Raw genomic sequence first — 12,289 nt, 5'->3', positions numbered from 1 at the left:
ATGGCCCGTTGAGTCCTGTTGGAAGCCGGTATTCCGGGGGCTCGCCGCCCTCGATGTGGAGGACCTCTGCATAATCTCTGGAGTTCGTGAGGGGGAGCGAGTGAGGGGAGGGAAACGCGTGGAGCAGTCGAAGGGTCACCCGTGTCCGGAGTGCGGGACGCCCAGACGGCCGGACAACACCCCCACCTGTCCCTGCGCCCGGCGCGCCTCCGAGGCCCTGCGCGAGACCCGCACCGCCGAGGCGGCCGCGGCCGAGGACTTCGACCCGCTGCGGATCCGTCCGTACGTCGAACTGGACGGCGGGACGACGGCCGGCGGCGCACCGGAGGACGGCACCACCGCCCCCGCCGCCCCGGCACACGCCCCGTCGCCCGCGTCCGCCCGGCCGCCGGCGCCCCGGTCCCCCGCGCCGCAGCCGCCCGCCGACGCGACGATGCCGCTGCGCCCCGTCGCCCCGGACACTCCCGGGACCCCCGCGCCGCCCGGCGTCCCGGGCGGCTCCCCGGACGCCACGTCCGTGCTGCCGACCCCCCTGGCCCCGCCCGCGACCGAGCCGAGCGCCCGGGACCTGAGCCTGTTCGACCGCGGGTCCGGCGAGGACGCGGGGACGGTTCCGCACGGGGCCGGGGAGGAGCGGCCGCGCCGCGGGCGCCGTACGGCCGCGGTCGCCGTGGCCGGGGCCGTGGTCGCGGTGGTGGCGGCCGCCGGGCTGGCGAGCGGGCTGCTCTCCTACGAGTCGCCGTCCCGGGACGCCGCCGCGCCGGACGGCGTCCGCGCGAGCGTCCCGGACACCTCGTCGGGCCCGCCGTCCGCGGTGGCGCCCCCGGCCACGGCGTCCGAGGAGCCGGAGTCGGCGTCGCCCTCCCCGTCGCCGTCCGCCTCGGCGAGCGGCAGCCCCTCGCCGTCGCCCTCGCCGTCGGCGTCCAGCGCCTCGCCGAGCACGACCCGGCCGGCCGAGCCGACGTCGGCGGCCCCCACCCCCACCGGCACCCAGGAACCCACCGAGGCCTCCGACGAGGACGACCGGCGCCGCGACGGGCCCGTCCTGCGGCGCGGCGACCGCGGCCCGGAGGTCACGGAGCTCCAGCTGCGCCTGCGCCAGCTGTACCTCTACAACGACGAAGCCAGCGGCTACTTCAGTCCTCGGGTCGAGGAGGCGCTGCGCAACTACCAGTGGGCGCGGGGCATCAGCGCGGACGAGCTGGGGGTGTACGGGCCGGCGACGCGGACCAGGCTGGAGTCGGAGACGCGGGAACCCTAGCCCGCGCGGCAGGGGCGGCGGTCCCGGCTCACCCCTGCGCGAGGTGCAGCCGCACCGACCCGTCGGCCCGCGCCTCCACCCGCACCCGGGTGAGGTCCCGCACCACCGCGTCCGGCGCGTGGGCCGCGGCCCGGGGCCCGATGCCCACGACCGTCATGCCGGCGGCGCGCCCCGCCGCGATCCCGGCGCCGGAGTCCTCGAACACCACGCAGTCCGCGGGCGCCACGCCCAGCTCCGCGGCGCCCTTCAGGAACCCCTCCGGGTCGGGCTTGCTCGCGCCGACCGACTCCGCGGTGACCCGCACCCCGGGCAGCTCCAGCCCGGCGGCGGCCATCCGCGCCGTGGACAGGGCCACGTCGGCCGAGGTCACCAGCGCGTGCGGCACGTCCCGCAGCGAGGCGAGGAACTCCCGCGCCCCGGGGACCTCGACGACGCCGTCGGTGTCGGCGGTCTCCTCGGCGAGCAGGCGCGCGTTGTCGGCGAGGTTCTGCTCCATGGGCCGGCCGGGCAGCAGCAGCGCCATCGACGCGTAGCCCTGCCGTCCGTGGACCACCTTCATGACCTCGTCGCCGTCGAGGCCGTGCCGCTCGGCCCAGCGCCGCCAGACCCGTTCGACCGCGGCGTCGGAGTTGACCAGGGTGCCGTCCATGTCCAGCAGGAGGGCGCGGGCGGTGAGCACGACGGTGGCCGTCATCGGCAGCTCCAAGACGCGGGGAAGGAATCGGCCCCGGCTGCGGGGAGGCGACGGGGCCGGACCGGCGGGACCCCGTACAGGCCCCGGAGGACAAGGCGGCCCCGCCCGCCGGTCAGGGAAAACGGGCGGGAGCCACTTTGTTTCTCCACGGTACAAAATGGAGGCGGTGTGCGCCAGTGCCGCCCCCGGACGTTCACCGGCCGTTCGGCCGCGCCCGGCCTCAGCCGGTCACCGCCTCCCACAGGCTCCACAGGCCGAGCCCCAGCATCAGCGCCGCCGCGATCTGCGTGATCAGCCGCAGCGGCACCCGCTTCATCAGCGCCTTTCCGCCGACGATGCCGAGTCCGGCGACCGCCCACAGCGCGAGCACCGCGCCCAGGCCGACGGAGAGGGGGTCGTCGTAGCGGGCGGCGAGGTTGGCCGTCATGATCTGGGTGAGGTCGCCGAACTCGGCGACCAGGATGAGCATGAAACCCGCGCCGGAGACCTTCCAGAAGGACTGGTTCTCGGGCTTGCGGACCTCCTCCTCTTCCTCGCCCTTCCTCATCAGCAGCACCGCGGCGCCGCCCAGGAAGAGCACGCCCGTCAGCGCGTGCACGATCTGCTGCGGCAGCAGCGTGAGCACGCTGCCGGCCGCGACCGCGAGCGCGACGTGCAGCGCGAAGGCGGCGGCGACGCCGGCGAAGACGTAGGAGGCGCGGTACCGGGTGCCGAGGACGAGGCCGGCGAGGGCGGTCTTGTCCGGCAGTTCGGCGAGGAAGACGACGCCGAAGACGACGGCCGTCACGGTCAGGCTGATCACTGTTCCTCAATCGGTCGGGGCTGCCCCGCCGAGAGTTCCGGGTCCTTCGCGATCCCGCGGGGATCCTCCGGTCACGACACCTCGGCACGGCAGCACACGGGGGCCCGTGCCGTGCGGCACGGGCGGTGCACTGCTTGCCGAAGGTCTCGCTGGCCGACCCCGTGGTCCGAGGTCCGCCTCCGGGCGCCGGCTCAGGCGAGCTGAGCAGTATGTCGACGGTCCGGCGAAGAGCTACTCCCCTTCTGCGCCGTCCATGGTACGCGAGGCCCGCGCCGGCCCCGGGATGCGAAAGTTCACGCACACCCGTTGTCGTGTCATGCACGCGTCACTAGCTTCTTACCGGACGCACACCCCACCGCAACACGGCACGGCGAGCATTCCCCCGCTCGCCCTCCAACGCCCGCACCCTATCGAGGAGTTCGCATGGCAGTTTCGTCGCTCTACGCGCGTCGACGGATCGGCACAGTCGCGGCCCTGACCGGCCTCGCCGCCTTCGTCGGGCTGCTCAACGGCCCGACCGCCTCCGCCGCCCTGCCCACGCCGGTCAGCGCCACCACGGCCCGCTCGTACCTGGCCTCCCTCACCGTGGCCGCCGAGGACCGCACCGGCTACAGCCGCGACCTCTTCCCGCACTGGATCACCATCAGCGGCGCCTGCAACACCCGCGAGACGGTCCTCAAGCGCGACGGCTCCAACGTCGTCACGGACTCGGCCTGCGCCTCCACCAGCGGCAGCTGGTACTCCCCCTACGACGGCGCCACCTGGACCGCCGCCTCCGACGTCGACATCGACCACCTCGTGCCGCTCGCCGAGGCCTGGGACTCCGGCGCCGGCGCCTGGACCACCTCGCGCCGCCAGTCCTTCGCCAACGACCTGACCCGCCCGCAGCTCCTCGCCGTCACCGACGACGTGAACCAGTCCAAGGGCGACCAGGACCCGGCCACCTGGATGCCGTCGCGGACCACCTACCGCTGCACCTACGTCCGCGCCTGGGTGCAGGTGAAGTACTACTACGGCCTCTCCGTGGACTCCGCCGAGAAGTCCGCGCTGCAGAACCACCTCGCCGCCTGCTGACACCGGCGGGTTTCGGGGCCGGAATCTCCCCGCCGGGCTCCGTCGTTCCGTAGCGTACGGGGCGACGGAGGAGGGGATCGCCATGACCGGACTGCGCCTGGGCCCGTTGCTGAGGTACACCGACGGCTCGTCCGCGACCGTGTGGGTCGAGACGAGCCGTCCCTGCACGGCCGAGGTGCGCTGCGCGGACGGCGCCGCCGGCACGGCCCGCACCTTCCAGGTGGCCGGCCACCACTACGCCCTGGTCCCGGTGACCGGACTGACACCGGGGACCTCGACGGCGTACGAGGTGTTCCTCGACGGCACGCGCGTGTGGCCGCTGCCCGGCTCGCCCTTCCCGCCGTCGGTGATCCGCACCCTCGCGGACGACGGCGAGGTGCGCGTCGCCTTCGGGTCGTGCCGCTGGGCCGCGCCGCCCGCCGACGGCAGCGACCCGGTCGGCCCGGACGCCATGGACGCGCTGGGCGCCCGCATCGCGGCCGACCCGGCCGGGGAGCGGCCCGACGTGCTGCTGCTGCTCGGCGACCAGGTGTACGCGGACGAGACCTCCGACGCCACCCAGCGCTGGCTGGCGGACCGCCGCGACCTGAAGGAGCCGCCGGGCACGGGGGTCGCGGACTACGAGGAGTACACGCACCTCTACTACGAATCCTGGCTGGACCCCGGCATCCGCTGGCTGCTGTCCACGGTGCCCAGCTGCATGATCTTCGACGACCACGACGTCATCGACGACTGGAACACCTCCGCCGCGTGGCTGTCCGACATGCGGTCCACGCCGTGGTGGCAGGAGCGGCTGCTGAGCGGCCTGATGTCCTACTGGGTCTACCAGCACCTGGGGAACCTCTCGCCGCGGGAGCTGGCGGCCGACCCGCTGTACGCGGCCGTCCGCGAGGCCCCGGACGGCACGGACCTGCTGCGCGCCTTCGCCTCCCGCGCCGACGCCGACGCGGCCACGGCCCGCTGGAGCTACCGGCGCGACTTCGGCCGCGTACGGCTGGTGATGGTGGACAGCCGGGCGGCCCGCGTCCTGGCCGAGGACGGCCGCGCGATGCTCGACCCGGCCGAGGAGGCCTGGGTCCGCGAACAGGTGATGGACGGCCGCGGGACGTACGACCACCTGCTCATCGGCACCTCGCTGCCCTGGCTGCTGCCGCACCTGATCCACGACGCCGAGGGGTGGGACGCGGCGCTGTGCCGGGGCGAGCGGGGCCCCCGCTGGGCGCGGATCGGGGAGAAGCTGCGGCGGGCGGCCGATCTGGAGCACTGGGCCGCGTTCCCCGGCTCCTTCGCCGACCTGGCGGCGCTGATCGCCGAGGCCGGGTCGGGGCCGGACGCGCCGGCGACCGTGTGCGTGCTGTCGGGAGACGTGCACCACGCCTACGTGGCCGAGCCGTCCTGGCGGCAGGGCGGGCCCGACGCCCGGGTGGCGCAGCTCGTCTGCTCCCCCGTCCACAACTCCGTCCCCCTGTCGATCCGGCTGGCCTTCCGCGTCGGCTGGCACGCCGGGGCGCGCGCCCTGGGCCGGTGCCTCGCCCGGCACGGGCGCCTGCACCGGCCGCCCGTGCGCTGGCGGAAGACGGGCGGCCCCTGGTTCGGCAACCAGCTCATGTCGCTGACGCTGCGCGGGCGTTCGGCGCTGCTGCGCCTGGAGGAGGCGCGCGCGGTCCGCGGCGACCGCCCGCTGCTGCGGACCGTCGAGGAGAGCGACCTCTCCCCCCGTTCCGAGCGGGTCACCCGCTGATCCCGGGCGACCGCCACCGGCCCGTCCAGGTGTGGTTTCGGTCACACTTCCGGATGCCGACGCGGTGGCCGGAGCGGCGCGACGTGCGGCGGTGACCTGTGGGGAAGGTCAACCGGAGGTGAACCGATGGCCAAATGTTGAACTTGCAAGCATCAATTAGGTACGCCTAACGTGGGGTCACCCACTCGGTTACGTCCCCGGACCGGCCCACCCCCACCGGCCGGCCTGACCGAAGGAGTCACCCCCCATGTCCGGACGCCTCGACAGCGCCCAGCCCTACGCCCTTGGCCTGTTCCGTGTGGTCATAGGCCTGCTCTTCGCCTGCCACGGCGCCATGTCCCTCTTCGGCGCCTTCGGCGGCGTGGACGGCGACGGCGGCACCGCCCAGGCCGGCGCCTGGCCCAACTGGTACGCGGCCGTCATCGAACTCGTCGGCGGCACCCTCGTCCTGCTGGGCCTCGGCACCCGCGCGGCGGCCTTCGTCTCCTCGGGCGCCATGGCGTACGCGTACTTCAAGGTCCACCAGCCCGAGGCCCTGTGGCCGATCGAGAACCACGGCGAGGGCGCGGCCCTGTACTGCTGGGCCATGTTCCTGCTGGTCTTCACCGGCTCCGGCGCCTTCGGCGTCGACCGGCTGCTCGCCCGGCGCGCGTCGGCGCAGAAGCCCGCCGCGGAGCAGACGCCGGTGACCGCCTGACACCGGACGGCGAGCGACGGTGCCCTCCCCGCGGCGCGGGGAGGGCACCGTCGCGTGCGGCGGCCGGGCGCGCACGGCGACGGCCGGATGAACGCACCGTGCCGAACACACGAGCCCCCCGTGAACCTCCTGTCACACCTCCCGCGTACGCTGTATGGCTGTCATCGGCCAATCCCTGCCGTTCCCCCCGCGCCATCCGCGGCACGGTCTGGCCCACGGGGGAGCGACGGGGAGTAGCGGTGCTGGAGAGTGTGGGGTCGCTGAGCGGCAGTCCGTGGATCTACGCGGTGGTGGCCCTGTCCGTCCTGCTCGACGTGTTCCTGCCGGTGCTGCCCAGCGGGGTCCTGGTGATCACGGCCGCGACCGCGGCCTTCGCGGGCTCCGCGACCGACCTGCTCGACATCCTGGTCCTGGTCCTCTGCGCGGCCACCGCCTCCGTCCTCGGCGACCTGGTGGCCTACCGCCTCGCCTGGCGCGGCGGCGCCCGCCTGGACCGGGCGATCGCCCGCTCCCGCCGCCTGACCACCGCGCAGGAACGTCTCGGCGCGACCCTGGCCCGCGGCGGCGGCGCCCTGGTCGTCCTCGCCCGCTTCGCGCCCGCCGGCCGCTCGGTGGTCTCCCTCGGCGCGGGCGCCGCGCGCCGCCGCGTCCGGGAGTTCCTCCCCTGGTCCGCCCTGGCCGGCCTGTCCTGGGCCGCCTACAGCGTCACCCTCGGCTACCTCGGCGCCCATTGGCTCGGCGCGACCTGGCTGGCCACGGCGGTGTCCGTCGCGGCCCTGTGCGGAGCGGGGGCGGGGGCGGCCTACCTGATGCGCAGGCAGCCGCGGGCTTCGGAGGCGTCGTAGGGGCGGCCCGCTCCCCCGGGCGCACCCGGGCCTATCCGGCCCGGCGCGCTCCGGCCCCCCGCACCTCCAGGCCGTCCAGCAGGTCGGCCGTGGCGTCCGCGATCAGCCGCACGGCGCGGTCGAACACCTCCTGGTTGTGCGCGGCCGGCGCCCGGAAGCCGGACACCTTCCGCACGTACTGCAGGGCGGCGGCCCTGATCTCCTCCTCCGTGGCCTCCTCGGCGAGCACGGGCGGGCGCAGCGTCTTGATGCTCCGGCACATGTCCCCAGTCTCGCCTCCGCACCCGCCCCCGGCCAACACCCCGGCCGCCCGGGGCGATCGGCGCGGCGGCGACCGGCGAGACGGCCGCCCCGCGGGCCGGGGCGCCCTCCCCGCTCCCCGAACCCGGCGCCGCCGGCGGCGCGTTGCCGCGGGAGGCGTCCGCCCTTCCCCACGAACCCCACGACTGAACTCGCCTGTTGAAATCGAACAGGCGTATCATTAGGCCGTGGCTACGACCTATGAATTTCCGAGTGACCTCCTCGCCGGTCAGGAGGAACTGCATCAGGTCCGGGCCGAGTTGTCGGCCCTGCTGAAGCGGCTCCCCTGGTCGGTGGAGCCGGTGGACGGCTTCAGCGACGACAACGGCTGGCGCAAGGTGGAGCGTCCCGCCTCCCCGGGCTGGACCGCCGACGAACAGGCGGAGGTGGAGAAGCTCCGCCGGCGCGAGCACGAACTCGCGGTGTTCGTCAGCACCCACCGCTACTGGTCGGAGCTCACCGGCGCCGACCGGGTGAACGCCCGCTCGCGGCTGAAGCACGTCCACGAGGACGCCGGGGAGAGCTGAGGGCGGTGGGGCCGGCACCGGCACCGGCCCCACCCCGGCCGTCCCCGCCGCGGTCAGCCCTTGCCGAGCAGCTCCTTCATCTCGCGGATCTCGGCGGTCTGCGCCGTGACCACGTCGTCGGCGAGCTCCTTGGCCGGACCGTACCGGCCCTCGGCCCGCTGCTCGGCGGCCATCTCCACGGCCCCCTCGTGATGCTCGACCATCAAGGTCAGGAACATCGTGTCGAAGGCCTCGCCCGACGCCTTCGCCAGCCCGGCCATGTCCTCCTCGCTCATCATCCCGGCCATCCCCGCGTGGGCCTCGTGGCCCCCGTGGCCCGTGCCGGACGCCGCCTCCGGCACGTCCTCGCCCCACGCCTCCAGCCAGCCGGTCATGGTCCTGATCTCCGGGTCCTGCGCCTTCTCGATCCGCGCGGCGAGCTCCTCGACCTCGGCGGAGGAGGCCCGGCCGGCGGCCAGCCGGGCCATCTCCAGGGCCTGCCGGTGGTGCGGGATCATGCCCTGCGCGAAGGCGACGTCCTGGGCGTTGTGCGCGCCGCCCGCGGCGTCGGCACCGGCCGCGGCGCTCGCCCCGGTGCTCGCCGAGGGCGCGGTGCCGTGCCCCGCGTGGCCGCCGCCGTCGCCGCCGCAGGCGGCCAGGACGAGCGCGGCGGCGGACGCCACCGCCCCGAGGGCCGCACGGCGCGTCAGGGTACGGAGGGTGCTGGTCATACGTGAACTCCTGTGGTCTGCGTGGTGGTCCGGGCGCGCTGCCGCGCCGCGCCCGGCGGGCGCGGTGCGGGTGCGGGCCTCTAGATCCGCAGGAGCTGGAGCTCGGCCAGGTCGGGCGGGGCACGGCCGCCGTCGGGGTCCGCGCTCGGGCAGGACCGGCCGGGCCCGGCCGGTGCGGGGGCGGGAACCGGGTCGGCGGCCGGCACCGGCAGCACCGGCCCGCCGCCCACCGCCGCCGACGCGCAGGACGGGTCGGCGTGCCGGGCGTGTCCGCCGCAGTGCCCGTCGGGGCACGCGTCGTGGTGCGCCGCGGCGACCGCCGCGGACCGGGCGTGGGAGTGCTCCGGGGCACCGCCGCCGGGCGCCAGCCCGTGCATCGCCAGCACCCCCGCCAGCAGCCCGAGCACGCACACGGCCCGCCGCCACCGCGACGGCGGTCGCCGGTCCTGCTGCTTCGGGCTGTGCACGGGCCCCATCCTAGAAAAACGCCCCGGGCCGACGACGGCCCGGGGCGTTCCTCGTGATCCCGGTGGGCGCGGACGGTTTCGAACCGCCGACATCCTGCTTGTAAGGCAGGCGCTCTACCCCTGAGCTACGCACCCGCTCCCCCGGGCTGTGCACCCAGGACGAGTCGACAGCCTACATGGCCGCGGGCGCTGTCCCCCACACCCCGTCCGCGCGGCCGGCCGGGCGGTGCGGGGGCCGGCCCCACCCCGGACCCGGGTGTGCGCCGCATCCTGCCGCCCGCCCCGGGTCCGTACGGTCGAGGGGCCCGCACCGACCACCTCGCCGCCCCGGCGAAACGGTCCCCCCGCGCCGCCGGGGGACACCGGCCGTCCCGGGGGAGCCGCCGTCCCAGGGGGAACCGTCATGGCCCGCACCGCCACCCGCACCGCCACCCGCTCCGCGTCCGCCCACACCGGTACCGGCACCGGCACCGCACGGTCCGGCCCGGCACGGGGCGTCCGCACCGCCGCCGTCGCCGCCGCCGTGCTCGTGGCCGTCGCGGGCCTCGCCGCCTGCGGCGCCTCCGCCGGGGACGACGAGGACCCCGACCACCGGACCTTCGCCCTGCAGGGGCGCACCCTGACCATCGACTCCGACGACTCGGCGCTCGACATCGTCGCCGCGGACACGCACCGGGCGGGCGAGGTGAGGGTCACCCGGTGGTTCCGGGGCTCGGTCGTCGTCGGCGGGACCCCCGAGGTCACCTGGTCCCTGCGCGACGACCGGCTCCGACTGCGCCTGAAGTGCTCCGGTCTGCTCACCGACTGCGCGGCCGGCCACCGCGTCGAGGTGCCGCGCGGCGTCGCCGTCGAGGTCGAGGACGGCGACGGCAGCGTGCGGGCCCGGGGCTTCCGCGACCCGCTGAGCGTCCGGACGGCCGACGGGTCGGTCCACGTCACCGACTCCACCGGTCCCCTGGACCTGCGCACCGCCGACGGGTCGATGCGCGCCGAGGTCTCCTCCCGGACGGTGCGCGCCGAGACGCAGGACGGCTCGGTCAGCCTCGCCCTCGGTGTCGTCCCCGACCTGGTGCGCGGCCGCAGCGCCGACGGCAGCGTGACCATCGCGGTGCCCCGGGCCGCGTACCGGGTGACCACCGGGGCGCAGGACGGCGGGGTCGACGTGTCCGTGCCCCGGGACGACACCAGCTCCCACGTGATCGCCGCCCGCACCGAGGACGGCCGAATCACCGTCAGGACCGCGAACTGAACGGCCCGTGTGTTCGTCCATAACCGGTGGGAGAATGAACCGGGCAGGGCGGACGACAGTGCGGGAGAGGGATGTGACGGCGACACCAGCACAGCCGGACCCGCCGTCGGCGCCGTGCGTCCGCCGCGTGCGCCGTCCCGGACACCGCCGGGCGGCCCGCCCGCGCCGCACCCCCGGGCCGCTCCGTGACCTGCTGACGCTGGCGGCACTGCCGCTGGCCGTCGCCCTGGCACTGCCCGCCGCGTTCGCCGGCGGCGGCACCCGGCGCTGGTTCGGCGGCCGGGCGGAGAACGAGCGGGCCGAGGCGCAGGCCGCCAAGGACGCGGCGGCGGCCGCGTTCTACGACCTCGACACCGCGCAGCGCGACCTGCGGATCTCGATCGAGACGATCAGTGCCGTCGACGACTCCCCCGCGGCGCGGCGCGCGGTCGCCGGTTTCGAGGCGCTCGGCCGGCGCATCGACGAGGCCAGCCGCCGGTACATCGACGCCGTCGACGCCCACGACCTGGACCGCGACGACCTGGAGGCGTCGGCCGCGTCCCGCGCCCGCGCCGAGCTGACCGCGGCGAAGGAGGAGCTCGGCCGGGTCAGGCAGGAGCTGGACCGGTTCGCCGACGGCCTCGGACCGCTGATCGGCAAGGCCGAGACCCAGCTCGCCCGGCTCGCCCCCGCGGTCGAACGCGCCCGGCAGGCCCTGCTCGCCGCCTCCGGCGCCCTCGACACCGTACGGGGGGCGGGCCTGCGGGCGGACGACCTCGCCGCCCGGCTCGCGGCGCTCTCCCCGGACCTGACCAGGCTGAACCAGGGCGCCGGGCAGCACGGCGTGCCGCAGACCCTGGAGCGGGCCGAGCGGGTCACGCGGGAGGCCGAGGCCGTCCGGGTCGCGGCCGAGCGGCTGCCCGAGCGGGCCGCCGAGACCGATCACCGGCTGGTCTCCCTGCGGACCCGCGCCCAGGCCCTCACCACGCGCGCCGAGCAGGTCGAGCCGGTCCTGAGCGAGCTGCGCCGGCGGTTCACGGTGGCCTGCTGGCAGGACCTCCAGCACGTGCCGGACCGGGCCGCCGAGGCCGTGCGGCAGGCCGAGCGGAAGCTGGCCGAGGCGCAGGCCGCCCGGGACGACCAGCGCTGGCCGGACGCCACCGCCCTCCTGTCGACCGTCCGGGCGCTGCTGAACTCCACCGACGAGGCGGTCTCGGCCGCCGGCGACCGCCTGCGGCGGCTGAACGCCGTGCAGAAGGACCCCCGGCAGGAGATCGACCGCACCCGTTTCGCCCTGCGCGACGCCCAGCGGCTGGCGATGGCGGGCCGCACCACGCCCGACCCGCGCCACGCCCGGCCCCTGGACGACGCGGTGGCCCGCCTGGACCGCGCGATCGCCACCCTGGAGGGCCGCCACCCCGACTACTGGCACTTCCTCACGGAGACGGAGGCCGTGCGGCGGACGGTGGCCGAGGTGGTCGCCCGGATCCGCGAGGAGCGGGGCGCGGGCCGGCACTGACCGGCCGCGCCGCCCGGGCGCCGGTTACCCTGTGCCCATGCCTCGCTACGAGTACCGCTGCCGTACCTGCGGCGACACCTTCGAACTCAGCCGTCCGATGGCGGAGTCCTCCGCCCCGGCCACCTGCCCGGGGGGCCACGACGACACCGTGAAGCTGCTCTCCACCGTCGCGGTGGGCGGCACCTCCACCGCCCCGGCCGCCGCTCCCGCCCCCCGCACCGGCGGAGGCGGCGGCTGCTGCGGCGGGGGTTGCTGCGGCTGACCCGGGCCACCGGCGGACCTGAGCAGTCACCGGCCGGGGCCGCGCCCCGCCGGCGACCGGCGGCCGCCGCCCCGCGCCGTTCGCCGCCCCGGGCGGGGCCGGCCGCGCCGCGCACCCGCCCCGCGGCCGTCCTCAGCCTCTCTTCAGCCTTCGTTTCCTACC

The 12,289-nt window shown here is 76.0% G+C and carries 14 protein-coding genes and 1 tRNA gene; 9 read left to right on the top strand and 6 right to left on the bottom strand.

Annotation, left to right across the window (positions count from 1 at the left end; all coding sequences use genetic code 11):
* Positions 1-118: 118 nt before the first annotated feature.
* A complete protein-coding gene (locus ACIF8T_RS02860) occupies positions 119-1,261 on the top strand; it encodes a peptidoglycan-binding protein (RefSeq protein ID WP_400030443.1) in 1,143 nt (380 codons plus the stop codon).
* 28 nt (positions 1,262-1,289) lie between these two features.
* On the opposite strand, the gene ACIF8T_RS02855 is transcribed toward ACIF8T_RS02860, so the two are convergent.
* Positions 1,290-1,955, bottom strand: coding sequence for an HAD-IA family hydrolase (locus ACIF8T_RS02855; RefSeq protein WP_400030441.1), 666 nt, complete (start codon positions 1,953-1,955; stop codon positions 1,290-1,292).
* Positions 1,956-2,175: 220 nt separating this feature from the next.
* Entirely contained in the window at positions 2,176-2,757 is a 582-nt protein-coding gene (locus ACIF8T_RS02850) for a TMEM165/GDT1 family protein (RefSeq protein WP_400030439.1), read from the bottom strand.
* A gap of 423 nt (positions 2,758-3,180) precedes the next feature.
* Between ACIF8T_RS02850 and ACIF8T_RS02845 the strand changes: the two genes are divergently transcribed.
* The 4 genes from ACIF8T_RS02845 (at position 3,181) to ACIF8T_RS02830 (ending at position 7,114) form a co-directional block, all read left to right on the top strand.
* Complete coding sequence (locus ACIF8T_RS02845) at positions 3,181-3,831, top strand: HNH endonuclease family protein (RefSeq protein WP_400030437.1); 651 nt, start codon at positions 3,181-3,183, stop codon at positions 3,829-3,831.
* Positions 3,832-3,913: 82 nt separating this feature from the next.
* The gene (locus ACIF8T_RS02840) at positions 3,914-5,572 is read left to right on the top strand and encodes an alkaline phosphatase D family protein (RefSeq protein WP_400030435.1); all 1,659 of its coding nucleotides are present in this window, start codon (positions 3,914-3,916) and stop codon (positions 5,570-5,572) included.
* Between the two features lie 247 nt (positions 5,573-5,819).
* Positions 5,820-6,269, top strand: a complete 450-nt coding sequence (locus ACIF8T_RS02835) for a DoxX family protein (protein ID WP_400030433.1) — start codon at positions 5,820-5,822, stop codon at positions 6,267-6,269.
* A gap of 239 nt (positions 6,270-6,508) precedes the next feature.
* Positions 6,509-7,114, top strand: coding sequence for a DedA family protein (locus ACIF8T_RS02830; RefSeq protein ID WP_400030431.1), 606 nt, complete (start codon positions 6,509-6,511; stop codon positions 7,112-7,114).
* Positions 7,115-7,145: 31 nt separating this feature from the next.
* On the opposite strand, the gene ACIF8T_RS02825 is transcribed toward ACIF8T_RS02830, so the two are convergent.
* Positions 7,146-7,376 (bottom strand): DUF2277 domain-containing protein, encoded by a 231-nt coding sequence (locus ACIF8T_RS02825; protein ID WP_400030429.1) that lies wholly within the window; start codon positions 7,374-7,376, stop codon positions 7,146-7,148.
* 226 nt (positions 7,377-7,602) lie between these two features.
* On the opposite strand from ACIF8T_RS02825, the gene ACIF8T_RS02820 reads away from it, so the two are divergent.
* A complete protein-coding gene (locus ACIF8T_RS02820; RefSeq protein WP_400030427.1) occupies positions 7,603-7,941 on the top strand; it encodes a hypothetical protein in 339 nt (112 codons plus the stop codon).
* Between the two features lie 53 nt (positions 7,942-7,994).
* Here the strand turns inward: ACIF8T_RS02820 and ACIF8T_RS02815 are convergent, their stop codons facing one another.
* The 3 genes from ACIF8T_RS02815 to ACIF8T_RS02805 form a co-directional block, all read right to left on the bottom strand.
* On the bottom strand, positions 7,995-8,651 hold the full coding sequence (locus tag ACIF8T_RS02815; RefSeq protein WP_400030426.1) for a DUF305 domain-containing protein: 657 nt from the start codon (positions 8,649-8,651) through the stop codon (positions 7,995-7,997).
* A gap of 80 nt (positions 8,652-8,731) precedes the next feature.
* Entirely contained in the window at positions 8,732-9,127 is a 396-nt protein-coding gene (locus ACIF8T_RS02810) for a DUF6153 family protein (RefSeq protein ID WP_400030424.1), read from the bottom strand.
* A 54-nt stretch (positions 9,128-9,181) separates the two neighbouring features.
* Positions 9,182-9,253 (bottom strand) — tRNA-Val (locus tag ACIF8T_RS02805).
* A gap of 268 nt (positions 9,254-9,521) precedes the next feature.
* On the opposite strand from ACIF8T_RS02805, the gene ACIF8T_RS02800 reads away from it, so the two are divergent.
* The 3 genes from ACIF8T_RS02800 (at position 9,522) to ACIF8T_RS02790 (ending at position 12,127) form a co-directional block, all read left to right on the top strand.
* A complete protein-coding gene (locus tag ACIF8T_RS02800; RefSeq protein WP_400030422.1) occupies positions 9,522-10,367 on the top strand; it encodes a DUF4097 family beta strand repeat-containing protein in 846 nt (281 codons plus the stop codon).
* A gap of 73 nt (positions 10,368-10,440) precedes the next feature.
* Entirely contained in the window at positions 10,441-11,865 is a 1,425-nt protein-coding gene (locus ACIF8T_RS02795; protein ID WP_400030420.1) for a hypothetical protein, read from the top strand.
* 37 nt (positions 11,866-11,902) lie between these two features.
* Positions 11,903-12,127: a zinc ribbon domain-containing protein gene (locus tag ACIF8T_RS02790; RefSeq protein ID WP_400030418.1), complete on the top strand. Its 225-nt coding sequence runs from the start codon at positions 11,903-11,905 to the stop codon at positions 12,125-12,127.
* Positions 12,128-12,289: the final 162 nt, after the last annotated feature.

This window comes from Streptomyces sp. NPDC085946 (assembly GCF_044540485.1).
Lineage (GTDB): Bacteria > Actinomycetota > Actinomycetes > Streptomycetales > Streptomycetaceae > Streptomyces.
Note: the sequence above shows the minus strand (reverse complement) of the source record. Positions and strands in the feature narration are given on the sequence as shown.

Bases quoted from the DNA above. Each gene is read 5' to 3' on its own strand.
- ACIF8T_RS02855 (WP_400030441.1), bottom strand. From the start codon at position 1,955: ATGACGGCCACCGTCGTGCTCACCGCCCGCGCCCTCCTGCTGGACATG.
- ACIF8T_RS02845 (WP_400030437.1), top strand. From the start codon at position 3,181: ATGGCAGTTTCGTCGCTCTACGCGCGTCGACGGATCGGCACAGTCGCG.
- ACIF8T_RS02840 (WP_400030435.1), top strand. From the start codon at position 3,914: ATGACCGGACTGCGCCTGGGCCCGTTGCTGAGGTACACCGACGGCTCG.
- ACIF8T_RS02835 (WP_400030433.1), top strand. From the start codon at position 5,820: ATGTCCGGACGCCTCGACAGCGCCCAGCCCTACGCCCTTGGCCTGTTC.
- ACIF8T_RS02825 (WP_400030429.1), bottom strand. From the start codon at position 7,376: ATGTGCCGGAGCATCAAGACGCTGCGCCCGCCCGTGCTCGCCGAGGAG.
- ACIF8T_RS02815 (WP_400030426.1), bottom strand. From the start codon at position 8,651: ATGACCAGCACCCTCCGTACCCTGACGCGCCGTGCGGCCCTCGGGGCG.
- ACIF8T_RS02810 (WP_400030424.1), bottom strand. From the start codon at position 9,127: ATGGGGCCCGTGCACAGCCCGAAGCAGCAGGACCGGCGACCGCCGTCG.
- ACIF8T_RS02800 (WP_400030422.1), top strand. From the start codon at position 9,522: ATGGCCCGCACCGCCACCCGCACCGCCACCCGCTCCGCGTCCGCCCAC.
- ACIF8T_RS02790 (WP_400030418.1), top strand. From the start codon at position 11,903: ATGCCTCGCTACGAGTACCGCTGCCGTACCTGCGGCGACACCTTCGAA.